This window comes from Grimontia indica, from assembly GCF_000333895.2.
Lineage (GTDB): Bacteria > Pseudomonadota > Gammaproteobacteria > Enterobacterales > Vibrionaceae > Enterovibrio > Enterovibrio indicus.
Genome location: NZ_ANFM02000006.1, coordinates 48,902 through 75,297 on the forward strand (window position 1 = coordinate 48,902; position 26,396 = coordinate 75,297).

The window sequence follows — 26,396 nt, forward strand, 5'->3', positions numbered from 1 at the left end:
TTTCCCTAATTGTATACTCAGCTCGTTTGGGTAGATGCGAGTGGCAGCCAAACCGTAACGTTCACGCCTTTGCCATCTGGTCGATTGGTTATAGAGAGCCGTCCTTGATGGAACTCCGCCACCAATCTGGCTACATACAAGCCCAAACCAAGGTGTGGTTTGTCTGATTTATGCTTTTCCTCCCGAACAGAGACCATGGAACCGAGTAACTGATTTCCCATATTTTCAGGCAATTGAGGTCCAATGTTAGAGACTGTGATGCGAGCCATATTGTCGTGAATCAGCATGTATATTTCGACATTGGTGTCTTGTTGGTGGAACTCAACCGCGTTGGCAACCAGCTTATCCAAAAGCTGTGCGATGTATTCTGGTACGCCGGACATCTGGTAGTTGCCATTTTTGATGTGCAGAGTAAAGCCTTGGCCAGGGTAGGCATACTCGTAGCCCTGGACGCAACCGGATACCACTTTGTCGAGCGGAAATTCTGTGCGCTCGGCATGTTCAAAGCTCTGCTCCAACCGGGTCGCTTCCGTCATGCTTGAGAGAATCGTCGCCAAGCGGGATACACCTTCCTGAGCGCGTTCGATATAGCGAAGCTGGTCCTCTTCTTTAGTCACAAACGCGAGGTTTTCCAGGGAAGACCGCACAACCGCGACGGGGGTTCTTAGCTCGTGTGACAAACTGGACGACATCTTCTCGAGATAAGCATTGTAGTCAGAAAGACGCGTGACCATGGTGGATAGAGTACGGGATAAGTCGCCGATTTCATCTTTGCTGGTCGCGGGTTCCAACTGATGCAGAACACGTCCTTGCGAGTCGATGGCGCTCTCTGCGTCATCACGCAGTTTCCTGACACGTCGAGAAATGTGAGAACCAAAAAGCAGAAGTACAACCACGCCAGTACAAATAACCGCCAGCAAGACATTAAAAAGTTGCTCCAGTGCTTTGTTACGCAGGGTTTTAATGCCTTTGGTGGTTTCTTCCACGACGACAGCTCCGACGACGGTATCACCAACTTTTACAGGGTAAGCCGCGGAAAGAATGGTGGTGCTTTCATCGGGTGTCAGGCGCCAATTTGCGTAAGGGCGACCAATCAATGCCTGCTGTACTTCAACGCCACGGAAGACAGCGGCATTGTGCATTGCATCAATGATCTTTTCGGGTGGTCGCTCAAGCAATCGGTAGTAGAAAGGATTGAGAATGTTGTTTTGAATCCAGCCCATCAATCCACTTGGTGCTTCCTGATACTTGATGGTGGTTTCCCATACACCATTGGCAGATTGCAGATCGCCTGATTTCGCGAGTACCCGGCCGTGTTGATCAACCACCCAAACTCTCGAGCTTCCATCGTTCATTCGCATTAATACGCGCTCGATATCTGGGGAGGGGACTAGCAGAGTGCCGAGGGTTTCGGCGCTTCTTGGGTTTGACGTAGCGAGTATGGTTTCAATATCGCGATTGTAACGATTGGTCACGTCGTAGTAGGCGAAACTCAATTTTTCGCCGACTAACCAATCAGGGATGGCCAGCTCGATAACATGCCCTTGTGCGGTTTCCTGCCACCAGCCATTGATGGCTTCCGATGGAAAAGTATGCTCCGTATCATCAATCGTGTTTTCAATTAGGTAGATATCTGCTTTGCCGCTTTGTTTGGCAGTGACCGCGTAACGTTTCAGCTCTCCTTGCTGCGTAGTTAAGGTGACCACCAGATGGTCGTTGCGGTCAATTCTGGCAGTGTTCTCGCGTCTGAGTATCGGGGTTTTATCGACGATATCTATCAGGGCGTAGAGGTCGTCTCCATCGCTGGCCATGATCAAATCAAAGTTCAGTTCGTTCCTTTGATAAGGTGTTCGGCTGAAAATGACATGCGCGTCTGCATAGTTCACGCGATGCGTCTGGTAGCGATCCCAATCTAAGGTTGCTCCATCGATATCGATGGGAGATTTTAATGCAAGGGCATAGAGGTCTTTGCCTTCTTCTAGCCGTGGCTTGGTGTTTTGTTGGCGTTCGAACAGTTTAGGCTGTTGATTCAGTGCCATTGAAAAGGCGCGGGCAGATCCCATCAGGGTTTGTTCCTGACCTTGCCTGAGCACATTTTCCAGCTCCCACACGTAGTTGTAACCAATAAAGGGCAGCAGGAGTAACAGGCCGCTTAACAGCACCACTTTTGTGCGGATGCCTGACACCCAGCGCCACACCTTTTCGGTGATGAACTTCATTTTGTGCTGTCCCAGCGATAACCCATACCATACACAGTGTCGATATGGTCAAACGTGTTATCCAGCGCGATGAATTTCTTGCGGATGCGCTTAATGTGAGAGGTAATGGTGCTGTCATCGACGACCACATGCGCTTCCTGCATTAAATCCTGACGACTTCTCACGTGGCCTGGTCGCTTCGCTAGCGCATGAACCATCCAGAACTCCGTCACGGTCAGATCCACCGTTTGATCTTTCCACTTAACCTGCATGCGGTTGAGATCCAGCGTGAGGTTATCGCGTTCTAGCAAGGACTCTGTTTGGGTCGAAGCGAGACTCAACAGTTCGCTGCGACGGAAAAGAGCGGCAATGCGTGCCATCAGGTGAGGAAGACTAATGTCTTTTGTTAGATAGTCATCAGCACCCATTCGCAAGCCGACAACCGTGTCTATATCGCTGTCCCTTGCGGTAAGGAAAATGATCGGAAGGGTGGCGGACATGGCTCGTAGCGACTGACAAAGCTGAAAACCTCCATCAATTTCCTCTGCTAAACCGATATCGATAATGGCTAAGTCGGGCAGGCGTTGCTTAAAGCCTTCTTCAGCGTCAGGGCGGTTGGCATAGGTAGAGACCGAATAACCTTGTTTACGCAGTACATCTGCGTAGTTCTCTCGAATGGCTGGTTCGTCTTCAACAATAGCGATACGTTTCATTTTTATTCAGGTAATCAAACAGTAGATGGTTTGACTATACCGTAATTCGTGCGTTGAAAAAGGGGATCAAGCCGATTCAGGGCAAAAGCCATTTTTTTGCCACAATTGCCCCGAGCATTGCCTTTTTTGTTCCCAGCCAGTGCCATTTTGCCTTGTTTTAATGACCTCATCGAAACGACGAACGGGTTCTCCCTTCAAAACCTGAAATGGATGAGGAAATAACAATGAACAAGATGAATAAAACTCTGGCTGCAATCTCTCTGGTTATCCCTATGACAGTCTCTACGGCGTATGCGGCAGACCAAACGCTACACACAGAGCGTGACCAAACAACCGAAATGATTGGCTTTGGTGGCGGTGCTGCGCTGGGGGCGGTGATTGGTGGTCCTGTTGGAGCAATCGCTGGTGCTGTTGTGGGCGGTTTAATAGGGCAAGTGGTTAGTATCGATGAGCAAAACGAACAGCAGGCGAATGTGATTGCTGATATCAGCGAACAAAACGCGCAATTGGAAACTTATCGCTCCCTATATGCGGAAAACGAAATCGAACTGGCGAAACTCAAAGCCGAAATGAACGAGAAAGAAATCGCGATGGAATTGGCAATGGATATTCAATTCCGCACTAATTCATCAGAAATTGAGCCACATTTCCGGTTACAGCTCGATGAAGTGGCGGCTTTGATGCGCCAACAACCTGATGTGCAGTGGGATTTGGAAGGGCATGCCGACGTACGTGGTGATGAAGAGTACAACCTGAAACTCTCTCAGCAGCGTGTTCAGGCTGTCTATGACTACTTGGTTGAGCAGGGTGTTGCACCTTCGCAGTTGGCTCAAACCGCATTTGGTCATCAACTGGCATTGGAAAAAGAAGGTGACCGCGAAGGCTACTTCTTTGACCGCCGCGTGAGCCTGCGTTCTGTGTCAGATGCAATGCCTACTGCAAACAACCAGTAAAAGGAGCTGGAGATGATTATTCGTCCGGCAACATTGGAAGATGCAGAGCGCATTAATGCGCTCTGCCATACCCTTGGCTACCCTTCTGAACTCGAAGGCACCGAGCATCGCTTAGAAAAGATCATGACCCAGCCGCGGGATGCATTGTTTGTGGCTGAGCTATGCGACATGGTAGTGGGTTTTATCGCCGTGCATACCGTTGATGTGGTTCACGATGATATGCCTTGGGGAAGAATTTCATCCATGGTGATTGATGAAAACTTTCGAGATATGAGCATTGGCAAGCAGTTACTCGAACATGCTGAGACATATCTTAAGAAACAAAATTGCCATCGCATTGAAGTAACCAGTCATATCAGCCGTGAGGAGGCGCATGGGTTTTATCTTCACTTGGGTTACCGCATTACGCCCCTTCGGTTTATCAAATTGCTGGCTCAACGTGTGCTGGTGGCAGCGAGTTAAGCTACTTCGCCATGGCCTGTTCATGCTTTAGCAGCCAGGCCTTGGCATTCAGTCCTCCTGCGTATCCTGTTAGCTTTCCATTCTTTCCAATGACGCGATGACAGGGAACAATAATCGCTACAGGGTTCTGACCATTTGCAGCACCGACAGCGCGGGAGGCTTTGGGTCTGCCAACGTCTTGAGCCAGTTCGCCATAGCTTCGGGTTTCTCCCGCAGGAATGGATTGTAATGCCTCCCATACTTCGCATTGAAAGGCAGTACCCAATAGATCCAAGGGTACATTAAATTTGACGGCTTCCCCGGCAAAGTATTTTTCCAGCTGTGAAAGAGCAGCTTCGAAAGGTTCACGTGCGAAGACTTCTTCATCAGAGACTGGAATATCGTATTTATATTCTGGCAGTGAAAGGGAGGTCAGCCCTTTATCTGAAGCGGTAAGGGTAATGGTGCCAAGTGGCGAGTCGTATTCATATCGGTACTGTTTCATGAAATATCCTTATTCGTTGCCCGCGATGGCTTTCTCGTTTCCTGTAGCCAAATGGTCTGTGAAAGCCAATGCCAGATAGCTTCTCCACGGTTTCGCAGAAAGTGCAGACTTCTGGCTAATTATTTCAAAACCCGCCAAATCAGGGAGACTCAACCCCCGCAGGCGTACATAGGTATATTGTTCGTCGTTTAAGTAAGGGGTTGGTGATGCTTCTGGCCACGGTTCGTGTTTATAGCGTTCACAAATAGCCGACCAATGCGCCATGAAAGGTGCTTGTTCGTGGTCTTCTTTATTGAAAGGCTCTTTGACAAGTAATGATGCGTCTTTGATGGGGTCTATATGTTCACCCAAATAGGCTCTCAGCCCTGCTTCTTCCATATTCCAGCATCCGGGAATACGAAGCCCTTTTGCATCGCACGATGGTGCGACATGTCGCATCACTTCATCAATCACTTCTGGATTTGCGTCCAAATCCAACAGGTGGCGAATGCGGTTGACCACGTGATAGAGCAGCTTGGGATCTTCAAGTTCAATTTCCACCTCAAAAATATTCTTATCTTTCTTTAGTGTGGCGGTGAAACGGCCTTGTTGTTCCTGAACAGTAAAACGTCGGCCGTAACTATTTTCGCCGAGCCATTCAAGGCCGGGAACGATCCGCGGTGCCATATAACGTTTAAAAGCCTCCCAGTTGTAGGGAGGACGAAAACTCATACTGAGGGTCATTGCTTCATGACTTTTAAACTCTTTACGGCGCACTTGAGTGGGTGAAAGCGACAATTGTTGTTGAAAGCAGTCGTTGAAGCGTCGAATGCTGTTAAACCCCGATGCAAAAGCAATATCAGCGACTGACCACTGGCTTTCATGCAAGAGCTTTTTCGCAAACAGGATCTGTTGGTATTGGGCATATTGCTTTGGCGAACAGCCCAACGAAGCAGTAAAGAGTTTGCGAAGGTATCGATCGCTAACGCCCAGTCTTTCCGCAAGCTCAGGCACACTGTGTTCATGCAGGTAGCCTTCTTGTATCAGGCTCAATGCGCGTCGAAATGTCGTTTCTTTGCCCAACCAGGCTGGTGAACCGGGTGCGCTGTCTGGACGACAGCGAAGACAAGGTCGAAAGCCCTGTGCTGCGGCTTCAACTGCCGAAGCGTAGTAGCGTACGTTTTCTTCTTTTGGCGAAGGTGCAGGGCAGATAGGACGGCAGTAGATACCGGTTGAGACTACGGCGGTAAAGAACAAGCCATCAAAGCGTGCGTCGCGGGAAAGTCTGGCTTGTTGATAAGTCGTGTTGTCCGTCATGTCTCTATCTGAATCGTGATGTGAGTTTCAATAAACATATCATCATGAATGAAGGGTATTAGCCAGAAACGGAACTGAATAGACGATCAGGTTTGAACAAAAAACAAAAAGGGCTGCGATTGCAGCCCTTGAAGTTCTTAGGGTCTGTTGACCTTAGGGATTATTTGTTCAGGTAAGAACAAGCTGTTAGGAACGCTTGCTCCTGGAATTGCTTAAGACCGACTTCTTTCAGCGAAACCTGAATAGGGTTGCGTTTCAGTGATGCTTTCATTTCAGAAGAACTGAACACCTCCGCTTCTACGCCTTCCAGAAGTTGCAGTGCAGCTTCCATTTTGAAACCTACTGCGCTGCCCGCGAACTTACCTTTGGTAGGACGTTCACGGATAACAATTTTTTCGATTTTGTAGTCTTCCACCAGCTTGGCGAATTGCTTTTGGAAGTTGCGGATCTGCTCGGCACTTGCCGCATCAGTGATCGTGAACTTTCGCGCGCGACAATCAGGCACATCAAACAGACCTTGATTAGATTCCAGCAGGCAAATGTTTGCTTCGTTGCTTTTTAAATCGACAGCACAAATACGCATTGTTTCAGTTCCACAAGTAAAAGAGCCGACAAGTATAAGAAAAACTGTCGGCTAGGTCATGAAATAAAAAAGAGAAGTGGTGCGATTGGCGAAGAATGGAACGATCAACGGAATTCGGCAAAATCCGTTTTTAGTTTTGCTTCGGTCAGGCCGCGTATAATTTTGAGATCGGGACGCTTCTTGAGGTCAATGTACTCGACTTCACGGAAGGATTCCGTTTTCGCGGAATAGAACATTTTCACCGTTGGGGTCATCAAGTCATCTGGATTTTCTTTACACACCAATCCCACGCGACCGTTACTGAGTTCGACGACTGATCCGATAGGGTAGAAGCCAATGCAACGGATGAATTTTTTGAGAAGATCTGGGTCGAGATGGAAGGGTGTCAGACCTATCATAATCTTGAATGCCTCTGACGGTGATAGCGCGGGCTTGTAACAGCGCTCTGCGGTTAGGGCATCATAAATATCGACAATACAGGACATGCGCCCAATCAAAGTAAGTTCATCGCCCTTGAGCCCATTCGGGTAGCCGTTACCGTCAATCTTTTCGTGGTGCATCAAGCTGACGTCTCTACTGAGCTTCGGCAAATCAATCATGCTATCCAAAACTGGCTGTGACAGTGTTTGGTGCTCTTTCATGTGAAGAAATTCTTCGTCGCTAAGCTTGCCAGGCTTATTTAAGACTTCATCACGGACCAGAATTTTGCCGATATCGTGTACAAGCCCACCAATAGCGAGCTCTTCCAGCGTTTGACGATCAAGTTCCAGATAACGGCCAAAGTTCACCAAATGGAATGCCACATTCATTGAATGCTCCAGCAGGTAGGCGCTTTTTTCACGTATGCCGCTGATCCAAAGCACCGCGTCTCGGCGCTCGAAAATGTTTTCTACGATATCGGAACTGACTTGCTTGACGGGTTCAATGTCGACGGGTTTGTTCTCATAGACATCGTTGAGTAGCTTGCTCAGTTGCTTCTTTGATTTATCTACGAGTTCTTTTGCGGCACCGAACTCGTCATTGCCTTTAACGGACGAGTGCTTACCCACTTTAGTTTCGCGGTACTGAATGTCTTCGTCGGAAGTGATTTGGTCAGCGTCGATATAAACAAAAAGCACCCCCTTTTCACGCAGGTTATCAATGGTTTCCTGTCGTCGGATGAAACCCGGCTTTTTCATCTTTGTGCGGGCGAGTTGAGATTCTATTTGCTCGACGTACATGCCGATCTCAACGTTATCAATGGTGACTTTCTGCAGCATTGATGTTTGCTCCGTTAAAAATCATTCGTGGTCGTTTCTCTCTGGTTTAACCGACACCGTGTTGAAAAAGTGACAGGAAAAAGGCGTTATTGATGAATATAACTATATACAAAATACGAGTTTAAGGCTTAATAATGAGACTCAATTGTCGTAATAATTTACATGTATGCATGTCGGACTTTCTTTCAACCTTGAATGTCAGCGTTATCTGGTGGCATAACGTACTGAATATTAAAGAGTTAACGTTTAGAAACGTGCTTCTTTTACCCATTGCGACGCAGGTTTCAGTGGTCTAACCAGAATCAATGTTTAAGATTGGCCGTATTTTAAGAAGTCAGTCGTCAAAAGCAATAAATGACTCGATTATCAGCAGCAAAAAAGCTTTATGTGGCTCGCATCTCTTGATGAATTGGATGATAGCCATTTATTTGCTCTGATTATCTGTTCCCGTTAGAGTGCGTCTCTTCGAAAAGTTCTAATCGCCGCGAGTCCACTTGCTATCTATGAATATTCTAAAAACCAGTTACCACCCCGAAGTACTTCCTCTTGAGGAGAAATCTGTCTTTCATCGACGCGCCGCCCGAGCAATCGTAGTGAAAGAGGACGAGATCCTTCTTTTGTTCACCGAGCGATATCATGACTATTCGCTTCCTGGCGGGGGGATTGATGAGCACGAAAACGAAGTAGAGGGGCTAGTTCGCGAACTCAGCGAGGAAACCGGTGCTCAGAACATTCGCAACATTCGAGCGTTTGGTGCTTATGAGGAGTTTCGCCCTTGGCACAAATCGGACTTTGATGTGGTTCATATGTTGTCTTATTGCTTTTGGTGTGACATTGACGATGAGCTTGGCGACGTTTCGCTGGAAGATTACGAAGTAAAAAATGGCATGCGACCGCTTTGGGTAAATATCCATGAAGCGATTGCCCACAACAAGGAAACAATCGCAAACAGCGATAAGCAAGGTTTGTCGATTGAGCGAGAAACCTACTTGCTAGAAATGGTCGTTAAAGAGTTAGGGTTATAACAAGCAAAAGGGCAGGAAATCCTGCCCTTTGTCTTCGAACTGCTTTAATCAGTAGCGATAGAAAAGTGTGAAGTTGGCGTAGGCGCTATGGTTGCGCGATGCTTCTTCATACTGTTTTGAGTGGGCGGTGACGGATGCCACTGCTCCCCAATGCCGTGAATACCAGGTCACGCCACCGGTTACGCCGGCCTGCACGTGCTCAACGTGGACATCATCATTTTCGGGCGGCTTGTCACCTTCAATCGTAATGTCATCAAAACGGTATCGGGCTTCGACCGAGGTAAAGAAGAACATACCGTTGTCGCTATGGCTTAAAAGTCCGACATCAACGGCGTTACCCGGCAACAGAGATGTAGAGCCAAAGGTGTTCGGTAGATCAAATCCGATCCTGTATGTGCCGCCAATAGCCACTTCGCTTTGAAAGTTGCCTCCCTGGCCCCGGCCAAATACGCTAAATTCGCCAATTTGTCCTCTGGCGATAAGTTGGTGCGCTTCGAGACCTGCCTGATAAACGAATTCGTTATCAATTTGGTATGCCCAGCCTTTAGGATCTGGAGAGCCCACAATTTCGTGAACAATGGACTGAGCTTCTTCAGCATAAGAGTCTGGCCCAACGGTACCTAACATTAAACTCCCTTTTACCGCGTAAAAATCGGTTTGGTGGTAGACACGTCCCATACCGTAAACCAATCCTGCATAGGGGCGCTCATTTGGTTGCGGGGTAGTGAGCTCGATATCTGACGGCGTCCACATCTGGGAACCAATTTCCAGACTGTATCCGATTACACCCGGGTCAGATGACCAACGCAGGAAAAGACCACTGGTGTAATCTCTGTCTGTTCCCAGAGCACCATCATTATCGAGAGAAAAAGACACGGAAGCAGCTTGTACGGGGGCGCATAATAGTGGAAAAGCAAAAATTGCAGCGCCAAATAATCTGCGTGACAACATATTGTCCTTTTTAATATTTAATAGCGACTTGGCTCATGCTATACCATTCGTTAGGGTCTTACGACGGTGAGATATAAGGAGAGTGACTTGCTACAGAGAAATGAAGTGCTGGTGAGTGCGGAGTGGTTAAGAGATAACCTGAATTCACCACAGTTAAAGCTGGTGGATGCCAGTTGGTTCATGCCAGGTACAGACAGAAACGCCAAATCGGAATGGTTCACGAAGCGTATTCCCGACGCGGTGTATTTCGACTTTGATGGCGAGATTTATGATAAGTCTTCTTCACTCCCGCATATGCTGCCTTCAGAAGAACAATTTGAAAATGCAGTGGGAGCGCTAGGTATCAGTAATGATGATCACATCGTTGTTTATGACACTGCAGGTATCTTCTCAGCCCCGCGCGTATGGTGGATGTTTAAAGTGATGGGACATGAGCATGTCGCATTGCTTGATGGTGGCATGCCAGCCTGGGAGGTCATTGGCGGCGAGATCGTCAAAGATGCGCCTACATCACCGGAGCCAGAAGTATATCGGGCGAGTCTTGATAGAGAAGGCGTGATTGATGCCAACGCGTTGCTATCTGGTATTGAAGCAGGAACGCTTAATGTGATTGATGTCCGGCCGGCAGACCGCTTTTCTGGCAGCGTCGCTGAACCTAGACCCGGTGTGCGAAGTGGGCACATGCCTGGTGCTAAGAACTTACCTTTTCCCTCTTTGACGGAGAACGGTAAGTTCAAGTCAAAAGAGGTTCTGGCTGAACTGCTATTACCCGTCCTTTCTGACGATTTGCCCAATGTGTCTTCCTGTGGTTCGGGGGTCACCGCTTGTACCTTTGCGCTCGCAGCGGAATGGGCGTTAGGAAGGAAAGTCACGGTTTACGATGGCTCCTGGAGTGAGTGGGGCAGTCATACTGCGTTACCCGTTGTGAAAGACTAGCTCAATGTTTGATGACGGCCCTCGCCAATGCGGGGGCTTTTTTATGTCTGAGATAAAGAAAGTCTTGGTTGTTGTCAGCGTGTAAATGAAACGGTGTAAAACTCGACATGTATTGCGTAATTTCCATGCAACAAAAATGAAAACTAAGATTGAAAGGTAGAAGGGATCAAACTTGAAATGGTATACAAGATGTAAGCAGATATTAATGGTTACAAAGTGTTAACAATATGATAAGAGTGGAGTCATGTTGTTGATTAGTATAAATGGAGCAGCAACGTGACGAATCAAATGGCTATGACGACAAACAATGTTTTACTCCCAGAGCGCATTCAGAAACTTGTACATGCCCTTTCAAATGGCGTTTACGAGAGGGAGAACACTATTCGTCTTTGTCTGCTTGCAGCACTCAGTGGTGAAAGTGTTTTTTTACTGGGGCCTCCGGGGATTGCGAAAAGCTACATCGCAAAACGCTTGATTGAAGCATTTGATGACAGCCAGTTTTTTGAGTACCTGATGACCCGCTTTTCAACGCCTGAAGAGGTGTTTGGTCCTCTTTCAATTCAGGAGCTCAAAGATAACGGTAAGTATGTCCGTTTAACAGAAGGCTATCTGCCCACCGCAGACGTGGTGTTTCTGGATGAGATCTGGAAAGCAGGCCCCGCGATTCTTAACACCTTATTGACGGTCGTTAACGAACGCGTTTTCCGCAACGGTAGTGAAGTACTGCCGGTTCCGATGCGCCTTTTGGTGACCGCGTCGAATGAGCTGCCTGAGCCAGATAGTGGCTTAGACGCGCTTTATGACCGTATGCTGGTACGCATTTTCGTCAACCGTATTCAGGAAAAGAGTAACTTCAAGCGTCTGCTGACGGGTGACAGCGGCGAGACTGAGATTTCCATCGGCAGTGATATTTCCATCAAAGCCCATGAATATGAACAATGGCAGCGTCAGATCGACAATGTTTCGCTGTCTGATGATGTGTTCGAGAAAATATACGCCCTGAAAATGCTTCTAGAGAGAGAAGCGGAAGAAGAAGGAAATAACTTCCCACCAGAAGAACTGTATATTTCTGATCGTCGTTGGAAAAAAGCGGTACGTTTGCTTAAAGCGAGTGCATTTTTTAACGGCCGACATGACGTCAATCCCGTCGATCTTTTACTCCTGCAGGAGTGCTTATGGCACAGCCCAGAATCACGCAATGTGGTCACGCAAGTGATGCGCCGTTTCGCTCAAGAGATTTGCTTTAACCAGCAAGAAGCGTTGGCGATTGCTGACGAGGCGAATGAAGACAGCCGGGAATTGGCAGAAGAAATCAAAGATGTACTCGGCCACACGGCAGAAACCGAACTTTCAATGCGAAAGGAAAAGAATCGGATTGATTTAGCTGGTGCGCGCCGCTATTCAGTCAACATGGCGAACAATCTGGTGAAGTTCGTGATGCTGGATTCTAATCCTTCTGTGTCTGAAAAAGAGAAGGGTGACAGCCGATGGGTGTATGTCGACGCCAATGAATTTGAAAAGAAAATTAAAAATGGTGCGTGTGACGTTTACGGTTACGTTAACAAAAACCCTAATCTCTGCATGTTGAAGTTTGATGTCGACGGCGAGCATCGTCTCGTGATCAAAGACATTGCAAACCGTCCTGTTCCTGTTGCCATTGCTGGTATCGACGACAATGACCCAAATACCTTTACTGAGTGGCAAACGCGCAATGAAGCTTCTATTGCTAAAATTGAAGAGGCCAAACACTTAATTCGGGTTGCCCGAACACAAATTAACGCTGCTTTACCTCATCACTTTGCCAACTCTGAATTACTCGAACTTTTGGCAAGCAGCATTACCGATGCGGAAGAAACGCTGCAGCGTCAAACCACCAAATTTGAGAAAGGCGCGTTCCGAACGCGCATGTTAACCGAGTACTTTGAGTAAGGAGGAACTGTGGTAAGTCCAGAAAGCCTCCATCTTGGCATGATGCTGGCGGAAACCGGCATGCTCGAGCACGCTGTCACTGAGGTGATGGCCAAGCCCCAACTTCTGGTGATGACAGAAGCCAGTCCGTCTGCGAAATCCGCGGTGCGTCAGCACATTCGCAAATGGCGTCACTCGGTTAAACGTCGTCTCAGCACAGATTGTATTACCAACGATCTGAAGCAAGAGATACAGCTTTATCAGAATGCTGTCTCTCTCTCTCAGCAAGACTTCACCACGAATGCGAAATCTATGATTAAAAAGCTCGAGGGTAAATCGAGCTTTTATCTCGAAGCGCGCCGTATGTTAGAGAAGAACATCGCGAAAGAAACACCGATGTTTCAGGCGTATTTTTGCAATAAGTGGTATGAACATCTGGCCAGTGCTATTCAAGATGCACAACAAAAAGAGCTGGAAGCACATAAGGATAAATTGCTGAAAGAGCTCTACCAGCGCATCGAAACCTACAAAACGCTGGAGAACGTTCAGGAGCATGGCACCATTGAAAAAGTTGGCCGCCTTTGGGATTTGGCATCTTCGAAGGTGACACAAACGGATGTAGAACTGCTCAAACGTTTTGTCGCATTTCTAAAAGAGAATAAAGATCTTCAGGAGATCGCAGAAAAGCTTGGTCGTATGGCGAATGACGTTGATGACCCTTCGTTACACCGTTCTCCGGCGGAAGAGCTGAAGCTGGTGGAGGAACCTGATGACAGCGTAGCTGATGATATTGTCGGCATTCACCAGAGCGATAACTTAGAGAAAATCGTCCCGAACGAAACCATTTATTTGGCTGAACCCGCGCTCGAAATCCTTTTCTACAAGCACTTTGCGGATAAACGTCTTTTGACTTATCGCATGCAAGGGATGCAACGCACCCTGCGAAAAGTGAAATCCTTCAAACCCGAAAGCAAACAGGTCGAGATAGAAAAGGGGCCTTTCCTGATTTGTGTGGATGCTTCCGGTTCTATGAGTGGCTTCCCTGAGCAGTGTGCAAAAGCCATGGCGTATGCGCTGATGCAAATAGCGGTTCAGGAAGACCGAGATTGCTCAGTGATGATTTTCTCAACAGACCACATCACCTATGAGTTGACGGGCGAAGATGGACTGAAAGAGGCACTGAACTTCTTATCTTATTCTTTCCACGGTGGGACGGATCTTGAACCTGTTTTAAATCATTCGATAGATCTGATGGGAAGAGATAAATATCGCAATGCTGATTTGGTTGTGATTTCGGATTTCATCGCCCCGGTACAGCCAAAAGAAGTACAGGATAAAGTGGACGCACTGAAACAGCAGCACAACCGCTTCCACGCCATCAATCTTTCCAAATATGGAAACCCTAAGTTGATGGAAATGTTCGATCACACTTGGGATTACCATCCGTCATTGATGGGGCGGTTGCTCAAACGCTTTTAGCGTTCTTGTCAAACGAAAGCACATAAAGAAAGCCCCGGAAATCCGGGGCTTTCTCTTTTGATTCTTTTGGATATCAGTTGGATTTCTCAGAAAACGCTAGCTTTAACCCCAAAGCGGCAAAGCTGCCAGCGAATAGCCTCTGTAATCCAACCGTTAGTCGCTCAGAGTTTATGATGTAATCGCGAACTAAAGCGGCGAGGGCGCCGTACACCAGAAAAACCACAAATGTCATTGCCATAAAGATGCTTCCCAATGCCAACATGTTGGTGGTTGAAGACACCGCTTGAGCGGGAACAAACTGTGGTAAGAATGCCATAAAGAAAATCGTAAGCTTCGGGTTGAGAATGTTCATCAGGCAACCTTTAATCGCCACACCCAACATGCTCATCGGCTCTTTTTCTTTGCTAAGCGACAAAGCACTGCTCGAACGCCACATAGTCCAGGCAAGGTAAAGCAGATAAGCCACTCCAATGTATTTCACTACCTGAAAAGCTAGCGCACTGGTGTGTAGAATGATGGCGAGGCCCGTGATACTGGCAAGCATGGAAGGAACAATACCCACAGTGCAGCCTAAAGACGCCCAGATGGTTGCCCTCGAGCCGAGGAACAGTCCGGTTGAAACGGTATAAAGCACACCAGTTCCAGGAATTAGCACAACAACTAAAGAGGTTATTAGAAACTCGAGGCTTACCATCATTTCCTTCCTTTCCATTTCGCCATTTGACTATGTCATCAATTGACTAAATTTATTAGTCGTAGATTTGAAACCCTGACCAATACTTCCGATTTAAAAGCAAAAGGGCAGTCGAAACTGCCCAATATGATAGGGTCGGGTTTCAACTGTCAGCTCAGAAGCAAACTATCGTCTGCAAGTTCTTCACCGCGAACTTTGCTGAACATTTCCAATAACTGAGGAACACCCATGTTGGCACGTTCTTCACCTTCGACATCCAGAACAATTTCACCTTGGTGAAGCATCACGGTGCGATCACCGCAGGCTAGGGCATCTTTCATCGAGTGCGTCACCATGAGCGCAGTCAAACCAAACTCTGTGATGACTTTCTTGGTCAGATCGATAACAAAGGCTGCCATTCGAGGATCAAGTGCCGCAGTGTGCTCGTCCAATAACAGTAATTTACTGTCAGACAACGTTGCCATCACCAGACTGACAGCCTGACGTTGACCACCTGAAAGAAGGCCTATGCTGTCGCTTAAACGATCTTCCAGCCCTAATCCCAGAATGGAAATGCGCTCTTTGAAGATTTCTCGGCGTTTGCCCGATAGGGCAAGACTCCATCCACGCATACTTCCGCGCTTGTAAGCCAAAGCCAGATTTTCTTCAATGGTCAAAGATGCGCAAGTACCGGCCAGTGGATCCTGAAACACACGGGCAGCCAGGGCGGCGCGTTGATGAACCTGCTGCTTTGTCACATCAGTACCATCAATGATCACGCGACCGCCGACCATAGGCGTTTCACCGGAAACTGCACCAAGCAGGGTGGATTTACCCGCACCATTCGAACCGATTATTGTAAGAAACTGGTTCTCTGGAACCGTTAGGGAGACACTGCGCAGAGCGCGGTTTTCCAGCACGGTACCTGGGTTGAAGGTGACTTGAATGTCTTTTAGCTCGATCATTTCACCGCTCCCGCTTCTTTCATCTTCTTGTTCTTCTGGTACTGCTGTTTGGCTTTAGGCGCGACCAGAGCGAGTGCCACGAGTACTGCGGTGACCAGGTTAAGGTCGGACGCTTCCAATCCGAACATCCCGGAGCTGAGCGCAAATGCGACGGCCAAACGGTAAAGAACCGAACCAAGAATAACGGCAACCACTGCCACCCAGACTTTTCGTCCTGGTAGCAAGGTTTGCCCGAGGATGACGGCTGCGAGGCCTACAACGATGGTACCAACACCTGAGGTGACATCAGCAAAACTATTGGTTTGGGCAAAAAGCGCACCTGAAAAGCCAACAAAACCGTTAGATAAGGCAAGACCAAAATAGGTATAAAACGCTGTGCTAGCGCCTTGTGCTTTTACCATGCGAGCATTGACACCAGTTGCCCTCAGTCCCAAGCCAAAATCGCTATTGAGAAGTCGAATAACAAGCCAGGCACTCAAAACAACCAGTACGAAGACCACCAGTGGTCGGGCATATACAGGGTCGATACCCATGTTTTCGAACGGTGTAAGAATGGTGTCTACGCCTAATAAGGCGATGTTTGGGCGTCCCATGATGCGGATGTTGATAGAGAACGCGGCGATCATCGTCAGGATACTGGCAAGCAGATTCAAGATGCCACATTTCACAGTAAGAAATGCGGTTATTAAGCCTGTCATAGAACTTGCGATGATAGCGGCAAAAGTGGAAATCCAAGGATCAACGCCCGAAACGATAAGCGTGGCTGCAACAGCAGCTCCCATCGGGAAGCTGCCATCTACAGTCAAATCCGGAAAATCCAAAACCCGGAAAGTCAGATATACGCCCAGAGCGACCAGGCCATAAACCAGACCTACTTCCAGCGTGCCAAAAAAGGCAATTGAGGTCATGTACTGCTCCTGACGTTATTATTTTTCTACTGTTGTTGCACGATCCAGCAATACTTGTGGCACTTCCAGACCCAGTTTTTGCGCGGCTTTCAGGTTAATCGCCAAGTCAGAACCTACTGCTACTTTTGCTGGCAGTGCAGATACTTGCTCGCCATTTAATAGAGCAGCAACGTAGTCGGCAGTTTGAACACCGATTTGGTAGTAATCAAAGCCCAGTGCTGCTACAGCGCCGTTAGGGATATATGAGGTTGCACCACCAATAACAGGCTTTTTCGCTTGATTCGCTGCACCAACAAGACCATCAATCGCACTCGCTACTGTGTTGTCAGTGGGTGCGTAGATAGCGTCTGCCTGAGAAGCGACAATTTGCGCAGCAGACTGAACGTCAGCACTCTTCAACGCAGTTCCTTCAACCACTTTCAGGCCTTGAGCATCGGCGGCTTCACGCAGAAGCTCAACCAATGCAACTGCATTCGCTTCACCTGGGTTATAAACCACGCCAATAGAAGTCATATTTGGAAGAAGCTCTTTTGCCAGTGCTACATGTTGAGCAACGGGTGAAAGGTCTGAAAGGCCAGTTACGTTAGCATTTGGCTTTTCCATGTCCTTGATGAGTTTCGCACCCACAGGGTCGGTAACAGCGGTGAATACGACAGGAATAGACTTGGTTGCAGCAACTAATGCTTGCGCAGAAGGAGTCGCAATACCAACCAACACGTCCGGCTTCTCACCAACAAATTGACGGGCAATCTGTACAGCGATCGCAGGGTTACCCTGCGCGGTTTGGTAAGCAAATTCTAAATTCTTACCTTCTTCATAGCCTTTGGCTTTTAGGCCATCCAACAGGCCTTGGCGGGTTGCATCGAGTGCTGGGTGTTCAACGATCTGAGAAACTGCGACTTTCGCAGTGTCGGCCATTGCTGTGAAAGGGGTAGATAAAAGTGTTGCGGCACAGCATGCCGAAAGAAGTAGTTTGGACACGTTCATATCATTCTCCGTGATGAAATGGCGATTGAGTGTTACACCCAATTTTTCCGCCAGTGTTAATCCATTGTTATATCCAAAATCTGATTCAAAATCAGGCACTAAAGTTGTGGATTAAGACGACTGTTTGAGTGGTTGCAGAGGTCTTATTTGCATATTTGTTGTTAAGTCTATGAATAAAATAGGAATTTAATCGCCAAGTAAACACTGCTTAAAGATTGTACGCACCTATTCATCAACTGATTATTGTTGTTCAAGTTAGCTACAGATCTCATTGATAAGTTATAAAGCAGTGAATGATATGTCACAATCACTTTACAGTAGTTGCCTGTGCTTTTTGTAAAAAAGTTTGATCTGCGTTGATCGTCTCTCGGTTTTTTACATTGTAAATCGAAAGGCCTAAAAGGAATGCGGAGATTCTGTGACACAGCGCTTTAGCACTTTTCGGTTTTGAAATGGCAGATCATGCTCTCATTTACCAACAGTGAAACGCCACTTATCGCCTTAAAAATCAGGTTTGTGGGTGATGCCTGAAAAGTAAACAATTTACTCTGCATTATTCTGTAACAAGATCTATCATTGTGGCGCGACAATTAGGCTCCCGACCTTTAATAACCTTAAGGGTAACAATAAATTCATATATATCAGGGAGTCATGATTTAGGGGCGTTGCGTCTGTGAGTGTATTGAACGAGCTCATGTAGCCCGGCAGTGCCCCTCGCGAAATTCATTTAAATTCGCTTGGAGGCACAAGGATGAAGTGTTTATTAGCGTTTGTGTTGCTGTTCTCCGGTAATGCATTCGCCGCCACAGGTAGTGGCAACCCCCTAGATTTAACCCAATCAGCCGTTGGTTACCTTTCTCTTCTCATTTTCGCCGCGGCTTATACGTTGGTCATGCTCGAAGAGCAACTCCACTTAAGAAAATCCAAGCCAGTATTACTGGCAGCAGGCCTTATTTGGCTGATGATTGGCTTTGTCTATTCAAATGCCGGTGAAATTGAGGTCGCACAAGGCGCGATTGAGCACAACTTACTCGAATACGCCGAGTTAATGCTGTTCTTGCTAGTGGCCATGACCTATATCTCTGCGATGGAAGAGCGCCGATTGTTTGATGGCCTGAAAGCCTGGATCGTTGGGAAAGGTTATGATCTTCGCCAGCTTTTCTGGATTACCGGCATCCTTTCTTTCTTTATATCTCCGATTGCAGATAACCTCACCACGGCACTATTGATGTGTACTGTGGTGTTGAAGATTGGTGGCGATAATCCAAGATTCATCAACTTAGCCTGTATTAATATCGTTGTAGCAGCTAACGCTGGTGGGGCTTTCAGCCCGTTTGGCGACATCACCACGCTGATGGTTTGGCAAGCGGGATTAGTGAGTTTCTCTGAATTCGGTGTGCTCTTTATCCCTTCTGTGGTCAACTACGTATTGCCAGCATTTATCATGTCTTTGTTTATACCGAAAGATAAACCAGACGTGGTAAATGAGTATGTCGAAATCAAACGCGGTGCGAAGCGTATTGTCGTTTTGTTCCTCTTTACCATAGTGACAGCAGTAGGGTTCCATGGTCTGGTACATTTCCCGCCAGTCATTGGCATGATGATGGGTTTGGCATACCTGCAATTCTTCGGATTCTACCTTCGCAAAACTCTGCCACGTTCGCTGGCGAGAAAACGCGCCGTTGCACAGGCAAAACAGGATGAAGCCGCACTTAAACGTCTTGGCTCAGTCATTCCTTTTGATGTGTTTCGCCGCGTCTCCCATGCGGAGTGGGATACATTGTTGTTCTTCTATGGCGTTGTAATGTGTGTAGGCGGTTTGAGTCTGATTGGGTATTTGGCGACGATTTCCAATGTCATGTACCTGCAGTGGGATCCCATCTGGGCGAATATTATTGTTGGTTTGCTATCGGCGATTGTTGATAACATCCCAGTGATGTTTGCTGTCCTAACGATGCAGCCGGATATGTCTATGGGTAACTGGTTGTTGGTGACACTAACTGCCGGTGTAGGTGGTAGCCTGTTATCCTTGGGATCAGCGGCTGGCGTTGCTTTGATGGGGCAGGCTAGAGGTAAGTACACTTTCTTTGGCCATTTGAAGTGGAGCCCCGTGATTATGCTGGGTTATGCAGCATCAATCATGTGTCATATAGTGCTTAATGAGTCGTTATTTTAACGATTTTTGGCTTTTCATAATGAAAGCGGCCTTAAGGCCGCTTTTTTGTTGAGCTAAGCTCATGGATTAAGCAAAATAGCGTCATTATGAATGGGTAACTTATTGGAAAGGCAATGATCTCGAAGTGGGCTGTACGTTTCTATCAAATGGCAGAGCTAGTAGGCTCTTGGAGTAAAGATCCCTCAACGCAGGTTGGTGCAGTCATTACCAAAGGCAATCGTATTGTCTCTGTCGGATTCAATGGTTATCCGCATGGCATTTCTGATAGTGCAGATACTGACGATCGTGAAATGAAGCTTCTTAAAACACTGCACGCAGAAGAAAATGCCATTCTCTTTGCAAAGCGGGATTTGGCTGACTGCGAAATTTGGGTAACGCATTTCCCTTGTCCGAATTGCGCTGCGAAGATTATCCAGACTGGCATCACGCAGGTTCACTGCCCGGAACAAACGGAAGACTTTCTTTCCCGTTGGGGAGAAAAAATTAAAGTTAGCGCAGATATGTTTAAACAAGCGGGTGTACAAGTGACTTGGCTACCGCTCGAAGCATTGAAAAACACTAACGCTAGCTAAGGTTGCGGCGATATAATCCGCGGCCAATGAAAGAAAGGCAGTATAAGGGCGCAACCATGGCCAAAACAGCACACGCACTCCACATTTTGGTTAAACACCAAAATCAGGCAGAAGATATCGTCAGCCAGTTGAAGAAAGGCGCAAAATTTCAGACGTTGGCAAAGAAATACTCTACTTGTCCGTCAGGTAAGAAGGGCGGCGATTTGGGCGAATTCAAACGCGGTCAAATGGTGCCTCAGTTCGACAAAGTGTGCTTTAACGCTGAAGTGCTTACGCCGCACATTGTGAAAACCCGCTTCGGTTGGCACGTGGTGAAGGTTCTTTACAGAACATAAGTCATATACTGATTGAGCAATAAAAAAGAGGTGACACTGTCACCTCTTTTTTATTCTGCTGCAAGTCTGAAATTACTTGGTGAAGATTTCGCGGAATTCGCGTTTCATCGCTGGTTTCAAGCGAGCTTGCTTCAGTTGCTTAACCAGGTCTTTTACACAGTTGTGTAGTAGTTTATCCAGCAAAACGGCTTTGTATTCTGCAGTTTGCTCTTCGTCCATGTCATCGAACTTCATGTCTTGGGTTTCTTGCATGAAATCCAGACCCGCGTAGCTTTGGCTCAGGCTAACCAGCGCGTGGAACTGCTCGAAGTTGTCCAGAATATTTTGTGCACTTGCAGGCATTGTATCCCAAGCTTCGCGAACAACACTCTCAGACGCTTCATGAATAGATGCCAGCATGGTGAACAGCTCGGCTGGTACTTGTTCATATTTGATCACTTGCTGCAGCTCCGCAGACAGATCTTCCAGCTTGACGGTTTCTTGCGTTTGATTTGCTTGTTCAGACATCTTGGTACTTCCGAAATAATATAATTTCGCGGATCGTATAATGTTGGCGAATGAAGTCAACAGTTGAAAGACAATAGGGCAGTCAACTGCTGATCATTGCATCAGAATGCGGATTTAAGCCGAAGCAGACGCTTTTTCCTGATTTGAAGCTGATTTCTCTGCTGAGTTTTTATCCTCGTTGACCACTTTGAGTGATGGCTCATCTTTCAGTTTGTTTTCGCCCATCAGGCAACCGCCTTTGGCAATGGTCAATTGCTCGCTTTGAATTTGGCCTTTCATTTTACCCGAGCTCAGGATGTTGACTTCGCGTGCAATACAGGTGCCTTCAACATAACCATTGATGGTGACGTGCTCTGCACGAATGTCGCCTTTAAAGTGGCCAGTAGAAGAGATAACGACGTTGCGTGCGTTGATAATGGTGCCTTCACCTTGGCCGTCAAACTGAATGTCACCTTCCAAGTCAAATTCACCGACTACACGGCACTCTTTAGCGATTAGTGACAAACATGGGCTAGATGTTGCCTTTTTTCCGAACATACCCATTACTTTCTCCTGTACTCCAAGTCGGCAAAATCTTTCACCTAAAACAACAATCGAACGATCTTATCTGAAAACTGATAAATCACGTGACAGAAAATTGTCTCTGTTGAGCCAAAATCACAGGAATAAGACAATTTTGCGGGTCAACATTCCATAAATTGACCAAAGTTCCGGCAGTTACCGCGCCAATATGGCAAATACTCGTATGTGCGGTTGCCGTGCTAGCACTAGATTGCTATAAACCGCTGCATAGGATTTAACTGAGGTATTCTCATGGCGATTGAACTCAACCCTTATGAAGCGCGAGTGATTGGATGTTTATTGGAAAAAGAAGTCACTACGCCGGATCTCTATCCATTGACCCTCAACAGCCTAACCACTGCCGCTAACCAGAAAAGTAACCGCGAACCAGTTTATGCGCTTAGCGAAGCGGAAGTACTAGATGCCGTGGAATCGCTCAAATCCAAACGACTGATCAGTGATTTGGAAGGTTTTGGTAGCCGAGTGACCAAATACCAACACAGATTCTGTAACACAGAATTCGGATCGCTCCAGTTTTCGGAGCAAGAGAAGGGTATCGTATGTGTGATGCTGCTGCGTGGTCCTCAAACCCCAGGTGAGCTTCGTACCCGAACAAATCGTTTGTGCGAATTCAGCGATGTGGGTCAGGTTGAATCAGTGTTAAGCGGCATGATTGAAAAGGGCTATGTTGCTCAATTGCCAAGAGAGCCTGGTAAACGCGAAAGCCGCTACGCACATCTCTTTGGAACAGAAGCTCCAACCGAGACGGTGACACCTTCATTCTCATCAGAACCGCAACAAGAAGGTCTCACTGAGCGTGTCGAAGCATTAGAAGCAGAAGTCGCTGAACTCAAAGCTTTGGTTAATCAACTCATGGACAACCAAGGCTAGAACATCTTTACGTCATGACTTTGACTCCTTCCAACGACGTGCCGCTCTGGCACGTCTATCTCATTCGTGCGCGTGATAACTCTTTGTATTGTGGTGTTACCACTGATGTTATGCGTCGATTTGATGAGCACCAGCAAAACGGCACAAAAACTGCAAAGTACTTGAGAGGCAAACAGCCTCTTACACTAGCCTGGTCGTATGAGGTAGGAACGAAACAACAGGCGATGTCGCTGGAGTGGTATATCAAGCGGCTGACAAAACGTGAAAAAGAACAACTTTGCAAAGAACCTGACCGTATACAGGTCTTATTGAACGACAAATTTTAGAGTGGGTATAACCATGGCACTTAAAGCAACGGTGTATAAAGCCTCAATCAATGTGGCTGACATGTCGAGAAATGTGTATCTCGATCATTCAGTAACGCTGGCGCAGCACCCGTCAGAAACTGAACAGCGCATGATGCTTCGTCTGCTTGCATGGACCATGTACGCCGATGAGCGTCTGCAATTTACAAAAGGATTGTGCGAAGACACAGAGCCGGAGCTGTGGATCAAAAACTACAGCGACGAGATTGAACTTTGGGTTGAACTTGGCTTGCCGGATGAAAAACGCCTGAAGAAAGCCTGTACGCAGGCAAAAGAAGTGGTGTTGTTCACTTATGACGACAATCCGGCCGCCGTTTGGAAAGCGAACATGTTGAACAAACTGTTCCCGTTCAAGAACCTGACCATTATCAACGTGATTGATGAAGTGTTGGATGCAGCCGCTGCGGCAAGTAGCCGCACGATGGCCATTCAGGCGACAATTGAAGATGGCCAGATTTGGTTCTCAGTAGGGGATTCGGTCATCGCGATTCAACCGGATGTCTGGAAAACTGCAGTGGCATAACCAGAATGCTTTGCAATTTGCGATAATAATGTCAATCAAGAAGCCGGGTATAAACGCCCGGCTCTTTGTTTCTTGAGCTCTGTCATCAGTTGTTCTGCGGTCATTGGCGCATAGTAGTAATGGCCCTGGGCAAAATTACAACCAATGTTTCTCAGTAGTTCCTGTTGATCGAGTGTTTCTACACCTTCCGCAACCACTTTCAATTGCAGTAAGTTCGCCATGCTGACCACTGCCTGACAAATGACCAAATCGTCTTTGGATTCGGGCAAATCTTTGATAAAGCCACGGTCAATCTTCACTGTGTTCACAGGGAAATGTTTCAAATAGGCCAGCGAGGAATAGCCGGTACCGAAATCGTCAATTGCCAGACTGATTCCCGAGGTGGTAAGTCGGTTGAGAATATGTTGGTTTCGTTCAAGGTTTTCAATGAAGACTTGCTCTGTCAGCTCAATCTGAACGCGGGAAGGTGGAATGTCGTATCGGGTAACGGAGCGAATGACATAGTCTGCCAGATAGCCATCCTGAAACTCGTGGCCAGAGACATTGATAGCAATACATTTTGGCGCACAGCGCTCATCGAGCATGTGCGAATAGTGTTTAAGCGCAGTATCAACGACCCAATGACCAAGCCGCTGCATCAGGCCAGTTTCTTCGGCAGTTTTGATGATGATGTCGGTGCTGATCGCCGCGCCACTTTTGGCTTCCCAACGCACTAAAGCCTCAACGCCGACAATCTGTCGCGTGCGAAGATCGACCTGTGGCTGAAAATAGAGCTCAAGCTCGTCGTTATTGATTGCCTTGCGGATCGCACGTTCCAGCTCTTTCTTGTGATTGAGCTGGTCTTGCATGGTTTGGTTGTAGGCGACAACTTTTCGGTTTCCAAGAGCTCGTGCTTTATTGGCGGCGGTATCTGCATGACGCACCATGTTTTCCGCACGAAGATCATCACTGTAGCGATAGGCGATTCCAATGGCACAACTGGTCAATATGTCGTTGTCTTCAATGTAGAACTCTTCTTCCAGGCACATTCTCAACTGGTTGGCCTGCATTTCCGCTTCCAGCTGGGACATGCCTGCGCAGGCAATCATAAATTGATCGTGGCCCGTGCGCGCAAGGATCGCGTGCGGGGGAAGCACCGTTTTAAAACGTTTAGCTGCCTCGAACACCAATTGGTCTGCAACCAGATGACCGTACATATCATTGATCTCTCTTAACTTGTCGAGAGAAAGACACATTAAGACGATATCCTGCTCTGAGCTAAGTGCGCGGTCGAGATAGGTTTGCAGTGCAAATCGATTTGGCAGATGGGTTTGTGGGTCATGGTTCGCTGTGAACTGCAACTGAGCCTCGACTTCACGCCTTTGGATGATCTCTTTTTTCAATTTATAAACGGTTTTGGACTCTGCACGACGCCCGATAATGTTGACTTCCAAAAGGTACAGAGAAATGGCGACGAGCAATGTCACGATAATACCGGCAAGGAAAATCAGCATAGGCAGCGAGAAATAGACTTGGTCGAATTGTGGTCGTTGCCAAACTGTCAGTTGCCACTGCCCATTGAGTGCTGTGAGTTCAACCGTATCCATCATTGCGCCGCTAAAATCTGGCAGACTTCCAACAAACGGGGCGTTGCCGTCGCTCAACACGAGTTCTTGTTCAGGGCGGAGAAATTCCGTAGCAATAGCTTCGATCATCTGTTTAATGTTGTAGCTTGCGCCCAAATAACCAGCTACCCGTCCCTCAAAGAAAACGGGGTGGAGCATTTCAATAGCAATGGCACCGTTGGGGGCAACCTGAACTTCTGAAGTAGAAAGCTTTGATAAAACGGGCATGCTATTGAACCGGACGGAAGGAGCTATCTGCCAGGCACTTTCCATCCGTTTCGGTGTGAAATAAGCCGGGGATGTATAGAGGACTTCTTGGTTTTCATCTTGCCAGTAAACACCCGAGAAGAAGGGAAAGGTGCGCTCGATACCTGTGGTCGCACTCTGCCAGATATCCTCATTTACCTGACCTTTGTTTTGAAGGTTGTTGGCTAACCACACCAAAAAATAGGCTTCTTTTTGTAGGTTCACTTCAATGGCACGTTGTACGCGGTTGACTTCCACGCTCAACATTTGGTGTTGGAGATCTATCTGCCTAGAAAGGGCGCTTTTATACAAGGTAAAGGTAGAGATAAGGATTACAACGCAGACTACGACAATCCCAAGCAAAGAAAGGAACCTGGGGGCGTTGGCGTCAGAGGTTGTCACGTTTTCCGAAAGAGGTGGCACAGAAGGCAAGTTAAACCCTTACATATGAGTCATGTGTCTCTATAAAAAGTCTATGTCATATGCGTCAGATCGCAATGCGAAGTGGAAGAAAAATCCCAGAAATTCAGCAGGTCGCAGAACGGTGTCATTACATCGCCAACACATATTGTTTGGGATGTGATTTTTCAGACTGGTCTTCAATTTGGAAACAGGACAGCTAGCGCAGACTCAGCGATAGATGTCTTCTAGCTTGGGAAAGTGTCGAAGAAAGAAGATTAATCACGCTTAATGCTGATTTATGACTGAATAACTATATAGGTTTGAAATCATTCAAAAGTAATCAAACTGCAGATTAAAACATCGGTTTGACTCTATCTTCATGATAAACGACCAGTAATTTGAGAATTAGTAGTGTGGGTGCGTAGTGAAGGTAG

26 protein-coding genes are annotated in these 26,396 nt (G+C 47.2%); 12 read left to right on the forward strand and 14 right to left on the reverse strand.

Translation table 11 applies throughout. From position 1 onward, the window contains the following. Nucleotides 1-17 precede the first annotated feature (17 nt). Both pdsS and pdsR read right to left on the reverse strand, forming a co-directional pair. Nucleotides 18-2,219: a proteobacterial dedicated sortase system histidine kinase gene (pdsS, locus tag D515_RS02545; protein ID WP_002535772.1), complete on the reverse strand. Its 2,202-nt coding sequence runs from the start codon at nucleotides 2,217-2,219 to the stop codon at nucleotides 18-20. After that, the gene (gene pdsR / locus D515_RS02550; RefSeq protein WP_002535773.1) at nucleotides 2,216-2,911 is read right to left on the reverse strand and encodes a proteobacterial dedicated sortase system response regulator; all 696 of its coding nucleotides are present in this window, start codon (nucleotides 2,909-2,911) and stop codon (nucleotides 2,216-2,218) included. The genes pdsS and pdsR overlap by 4 nt, the downstream gene beginning before the upstream one ends. A gap of 224 nt (nucleotides 2,912-3,135) precedes the next feature. Here pdsR and pdsO point away from each other — a divergent pair, with 224 nt between their 5' ends. Both pdsO and D515_RS02560 read left to right on the forward strand, forming a co-directional pair. Further along, complete coding sequence (pdsO, locus tag D515_RS02555; protein WP_002535775.1) at nucleotides 3,136-3,864, forward strand: sortase-associated OmpA-like protein PdsO; 729 nt, start codon at nucleotides 3,136-3,138, stop codon at nucleotides 3,862-3,864. A 12-nt stretch (nucleotides 3,865-3,876) separates the two neighbouring features. After that, nucleotides 3,877-4,326, forward strand: coding sequence for a GNAT family N-acetyltransferase (locus D515_RS02560; protein WP_002535776.1), 450 nt, complete (start codon nucleotides 3,877-3,879; stop codon nucleotides 4,324-4,326). Between the two features lies 1 nt (nucleotide 4,327). Here the strand turns inward: D515_RS02560 and D515_RS02565 are convergent, their stop codons facing one another. The 4 genes from D515_RS02565 to D515_RS02580 form a co-directional block, all read right to left on the reverse strand. Further along, nucleotides 4,328-4,810: a methylated-DNA--[protein]-cysteine S-methyltransferase gene (locus D515_RS02565; protein WP_002535778.1), complete on the reverse strand. Its 483-nt coding sequence runs from the start codon at nucleotides 4,808-4,810 to the stop codon at nucleotides 4,328-4,330. A 9-nt stretch (nucleotides 4,811-4,819) separates the two neighbouring features. Further along, complete coding sequence (locus tag D515_RS02570) at nucleotides 4,820-6,106, reverse strand: DNA-3-methyladenine glycosylase 2 family protein (protein ID WP_002535780.1); 1,287 nt, start codon at nucleotides 6,104-6,106, stop codon at nucleotides 4,820-4,822. A 160-nt stretch (nucleotides 6,107-6,266) separates the two neighbouring features. Beyond that, nucleotides 6,267-6,689: a DUF3010 family protein gene (locus tag D515_RS02575; RefSeq protein ID WP_002535782.1), complete on the reverse strand. Its 423-nt coding sequence runs from the start codon at nucleotides 6,687-6,689 to the stop codon at nucleotides 6,267-6,269. Between the two features lie 104 nt (nucleotides 6,690-6,793). Continuing rightward, nucleotides 6,794-7,948: an HD-GYP domain-containing protein gene (locus D515_RS02580; protein ID WP_002535784.1), complete on the reverse strand. Its 1,155-nt coding sequence runs from the start codon at nucleotides 7,946-7,948 to the stop codon at nucleotides 6,794-6,796. 503 nt (nucleotides 7,949-8,451) lie between these two features. Between D515_RS02580 and D515_RS02585 the strand changes: the two genes are divergently transcribed. Beyond that, nucleotides 8,452-8,973, forward strand: coding sequence for an NUDIX domain-containing protein (locus D515_RS02585; protein ID WP_039849537.1), 522 nt, complete (start codon nucleotides 8,452-8,454; stop codon nucleotides 8,971-8,973). A gap of 48 nt (nucleotides 8,974-9,021) precedes the next feature. Here the strand turns inward: D515_RS02585 and D515_RS02590 are convergent, their stop codons facing one another. Beyond that, nucleotides 9,022-9,924: a lipid A-modifier LpxR family protein gene (locus D515_RS02590; RefSeq protein ID WP_039849538.1), complete on the reverse strand. Its 903-nt coding sequence runs from the start codon at nucleotides 9,922-9,924 to the stop codon at nucleotides 9,022-9,024. Between the two features lie 87 nt (nucleotides 9,925-10,011). Here D515_RS02590 and D515_RS02595 point away from each other — a divergent pair, with 87 nt between their 5' ends. From D515_RS02595 to viaA, 3 genes are all read left to right on the forward strand, one after another. Then, nucleotides 10,012-10,860: a sulfurtransferase gene (locus D515_RS02595; RefSeq protein WP_002535791.1), complete on the forward strand. Its 849-nt coding sequence runs from the start codon at nucleotides 10,012-10,014 to the stop codon at nucleotides 10,858-10,860. A gap of 294 nt (nucleotides 10,861-11,154) precedes the next feature. Next, complete coding sequence (locus D515_RS02600; protein WP_192815487.1) at nucleotides 11,155-12,789, forward strand: AAA family ATPase; 1,635 nt, start codon at nucleotides 11,155-11,157, stop codon at nucleotides 12,787-12,789. Nucleotides 12,790-12,798: 9 nt separating this feature from the next. After that, a complete protein-coding gene (gene viaA, locus D515_RS02605; protein ID WP_002535794.1) occupies nucleotides 12,799-14,247 on the forward strand; it encodes an ATPase RavA stimulator ViaA in 1,449 nt (482 codons plus the stop codon). A gap of 73 nt (nucleotides 14,248-14,320) precedes the next feature. Here viaA and D515_RS02610 read toward each other — a convergent pair whose 3' ends face one another. The 4 genes from D515_RS02610 to D515_RS02625 all read right to left on the reverse strand — a co-directional run bounded on the left by D515_RS02610 (nucleotide 14,321) and on the right by D515_RS02625 (nucleotide 17,780). Continuing rightward, the gene (locus tag D515_RS02610; protein ID WP_239643925.1) at nucleotides 14,321-14,944 is read right to left on the reverse strand and encodes a LysE family translocator; all 624 of its coding nucleotides are present in this window, start codon (nucleotides 14,942-14,944) and stop codon (nucleotides 14,321-14,323) included. A gap of 146 nt (nucleotides 14,945-15,090) precedes the next feature. Beyond that, complete coding sequence (locus D515_RS02615) at nucleotides 15,091-15,885, reverse strand: ABC transporter ATP-binding protein (RefSeq protein ID WP_002535797.1); 795 nt, start codon at nucleotides 15,883-15,885, stop codon at nucleotides 15,091-15,093. After that, complete coding sequence (locus tag D515_RS02620) at nucleotides 15,882-16,793, reverse strand: ABC transporter permease (protein ID WP_002535798.1); 912 nt, start codon at nucleotides 16,791-16,793, stop codon at nucleotides 15,882-15,884. Before D515_RS02620 ends, D515_RS02615 begins: the two co-directional genes overlap by 4 nt. 18 nt (nucleotides 16,794-16,811) lie before the next feature. Continuing rightward, the gene (locus D515_RS02625; protein WP_002535799.1) at nucleotides 16,812-17,780 is read right to left on the reverse strand and encodes an ABC transporter substrate binding protein; all 969 of its coding nucleotides are present in this window, start codon (nucleotides 17,778-17,780) and stop codon (nucleotides 16,812-16,814) included. Between the two features lie 751 nt (nucleotides 17,781-18,531). Between D515_RS02625 and nhaD the strand changes: the two genes are divergently transcribed. The 3 genes from nhaD (at nucleotide 18,532) to ppiC (ending at nucleotide 20,863) form a co-directional block, all read left to right on the forward strand. Further along, nucleotides 18,532-19,956: a sodium:proton antiporter NhaD gene (gene nhaD / locus D515_RS02630; protein WP_002535800.1), complete on the forward strand. Its 1,425-nt coding sequence runs from the start codon at nucleotides 18,532-18,534 to the stop codon at nucleotides 19,954-19,956. Nucleotides 19,957-20,069: 113 nt separating this feature from the next. Beyond that, complete coding sequence (locus D515_RS02635; RefSeq protein WP_002535802.1) at nucleotides 20,070-20,528, forward strand: dCMP deaminase family protein; 459 nt, start codon at nucleotides 20,070-20,072, stop codon at nucleotides 20,526-20,528. A 56-nt stretch (nucleotides 20,529-20,584) separates the two neighbouring features. Next, nucleotides 20,585-20,863, forward strand: coding sequence for a peptidylprolyl isomerase PpiC (gene ppiC, locus D515_RS02640; protein ID WP_002535804.1), 279 nt, complete (start codon nucleotides 20,585-20,587; stop codon nucleotides 20,861-20,863). A gap of 72 nt (nucleotides 20,864-20,935) precedes the next feature. Here the strand turns inward: ppiC and D515_RS02645 are convergent, their stop codons facing one another. Further along, entirely contained in the window at nucleotides 20,936-21,370 is a 435-nt protein-coding gene (locus D515_RS02645) for a DUF3069 domain-containing protein (protein WP_002535806.1), read from the reverse strand. 114 nt (nucleotides 21,371-21,484) lie between these two features. Then, nucleotides 21,485-21,913 (reverse strand): bactofilin family protein, encoded by a 429-nt coding sequence (locus D515_RS02650; RefSeq protein WP_002535809.1) that lies wholly within the window; start codon nucleotides 21,911-21,913, stop codon nucleotides 21,485-21,487. 270 nt (nucleotides 21,914-22,183) lie between these two features. Here D515_RS02650 and D515_RS02655 point away from each other — a divergent pair, with 270 nt between their 5' ends. The 3 genes from D515_RS02655 to D515_RS02665 are packed head-to-tail and all read left to right on the forward strand — an operon-like array spanning nucleotide 22,184 to nucleotide 23,710. Continuing rightward, the gene (locus tag D515_RS02655) at nucleotides 22,184-22,822 is read left to right on the forward strand and encodes a YceH family protein (RefSeq protein ID WP_002535811.1); all 639 of its coding nucleotides are present in this window, start codon (nucleotides 22,184-22,186) and stop codon (nucleotides 22,820-22,822) included. Between the two features lie 14 nt (nucleotides 22,823-22,836). Then, nucleotides 22,837-23,148 carry a GIY-YIG nuclease family protein gene (locus D515_RS02660; RefSeq protein WP_039849540.1) on the forward strand — a complete coding sequence of 104 codons (312 nt, stop codon included), beginning with the start codon at nucleotides 22,837-22,839 and terminating at the stop codon, nucleotides 23,146-23,148. Between the two features lie 13 nt (nucleotides 23,149-23,161). Continuing rightward, complete coding sequence (locus D515_RS02665) at nucleotides 23,162-23,710, forward strand: YaeQ family protein (RefSeq protein ID WP_002535813.1); 549 nt, start codon at nucleotides 23,162-23,164, stop codon at nucleotides 23,708-23,710. Nucleotides 23,711-23,745: 35 nt separating this feature from the next. On the opposite strand, the gene D515_RS02670 is transcribed toward D515_RS02665, so the two are convergent. After that, nucleotides 23,746-25,827 carry a putative bifunctional diguanylate cyclase/phosphodiesterase gene (locus tag D515_RS02670; RefSeq protein ID WP_002535814.1) on the reverse strand — a complete coding sequence of 694 codons (2,082 nt, stop codon included), beginning with the start codon at nucleotides 25,825-25,827 and terminating at the stop codon, nucleotides 23,746-23,748. Between the last annotated feature and the right edge of the window lie 569 nt (nucleotides 25,828-26,396).

Excerpts from the sequence above, each read along its gene's own strand:
- ppiC (WP_002535804.1), top strand. The coding sequence starts at position 20,585 with ATGGCCAAAACAGCACACGCACTCCACATTTTGGTTAAACACCAAAAT.
- D515_RS02635 (WP_002535802.1), top strand. The coding sequence starts at position 20,070 with ATGATCTCGAAGTGGGCTGTACGTTTCTATCAAATGGCAGAGCTAGTA.
- D515_RS02665 (WP_002535813.1), top strand. The coding sequence starts at position 23,162 with ATGGCACTTAAAGCAACGGTGTATAAAGCCTCAATCAATGTGGCTGAC.
- D515_RS02645 (WP_002535806.1), bottom strand. The coding sequence starts at position 21,370 with ATGTCTGAACAAGCAAATCAAACGCAAGAAACCGTCAAGCTGGAAGAT.
- D515_RS02620 (WP_002535798.1), bottom strand. The coding sequence starts at position 16,793 with ATGACCTCAATTGCCTTTTTTGGCACGCTGGAAGTAGGTCTGGTTTAT.
- D515_RS02575 (WP_002535782.1), bottom strand. The coding sequence starts at position 6,689 with ATGCGTATTTGTGCTGTCGATTTAAAAAGCAACGAAGCAAACATTTGC.
- nhaD (WP_002535800.1), top strand. The coding sequence starts at position 18,532 with ATGAAGTGTTTATTAGCGTTTGTGTTGCTGTTCTCCGGTAATGCATTC.
- D515_RS02625 (WP_002535799.1), bottom strand. The coding sequence starts at position 17,780 with ATGAACGTGTCCAAACTACTTCTTTCGGCATGCTGTGCCGCAACACTT.
- D515_RS02590 (WP_039849538.1), bottom strand. The coding sequence starts at position 9,924 with ATGTTGTCACGCAGATTATTTGGCGCTGCAATTTTTGCTTTTCCACTA.
- D515_RS02585 (WP_039849537.1), top strand. The coding sequence starts at position 8,452 with ATGAATATTCTAAAAACCAGTTACCACCCCGAAGTACTTCCTCTTGAG.
- D515_RS02670 (WP_002535814.1), bottom strand. The coding sequence starts at position 25,827 with ATGTTGAGCGTGGAAGTCAACCGCGTACAACGTGCCATTGAAGTGAAC.
- D515_RS02615 (WP_002535797.1), bottom strand. The coding sequence starts at position 15,885 with ATGATCGAGCTAAAAGACATTCAAGTCACCTTCAACCCAGGTACCGTG.
- D515_RS02660 (WP_039849540.1), top strand. The coding sequence starts at position 22,837 with ATGACTTTGACTCCTTCCAACGACGTGCCGCTCTGGCACGTCTATCTC.
- D515_RS02600 (WP_192815487.1), top strand. The coding sequence starts at position 11,155 with ATGACGACAAACAATGTTTTACTCCCAGAGCGCATTCAGAAACTTGTA.
- D515_RS02650 (WP_002535809.1), bottom strand. The coding sequence starts at position 21,913 with ATGGGTATGTTCGGAAAAAAGGCAACATCTAGCCCATGTTTGTCACTA.
- pdsO (WP_002535775.1), top strand. The coding sequence starts at position 3,136 with ATGAACAAGATGAATAAAACTCTGGCTGCAATCTCTCTGGTTATCCCT.
- D515_RS02560 (WP_002535776.1), top strand. The coding sequence starts at position 3,877 with ATGATTATTCGTCCGGCAACATTGGAAGATGCAGAGCGCATTAATGCG.
- pdsS (WP_002535772.1), bottom strand. The coding sequence starts at position 2,219 with ATGAAGTTCATCACCGAAAAGGTGTGGCGCTGGGTGTCAGGCATCCGC.
- D515_RS02610 (WP_239643925.1), bottom strand. The coding sequence starts at position 14,944 with ATGATGGTAAGCCTCGAGTTTCTAATAACCTCTTTAGTTGTTGTGCTA.
- pdsR (WP_002535773.1), bottom strand. The coding sequence starts at position 2,911 with ATGAAACGTATCGCTATTGTTGAAGACGAACCAGCCATTCGAGAGAAC.
- D515_RS02565 (WP_002535778.1), bottom strand. The coding sequence starts at position 4,810 with ATGAAACAGTACCGATATGAATACGACTCGCCACTTGGCACCATTACC.
- D515_RS02580 (WP_002535784.1), bottom strand. The coding sequence starts at position 7,948 with ATGCTGCAGAAAGTCACCATTGATAACGTTGAGATCGGCATGTACGTC.
- D515_RS02655 (WP_002535811.1), top strand. The coding sequence starts at position 22,184 with ATGGCGATTGAACTCAACCCTTATGAAGCGCGAGTGATTGGATGTTTA.
- D515_RS02570 (WP_002535780.1), bottom strand. The coding sequence starts at position 6,106 with ATGACGGACAACACGACTTATCAACAAGCCAGACTTTCCCGCGACGCA.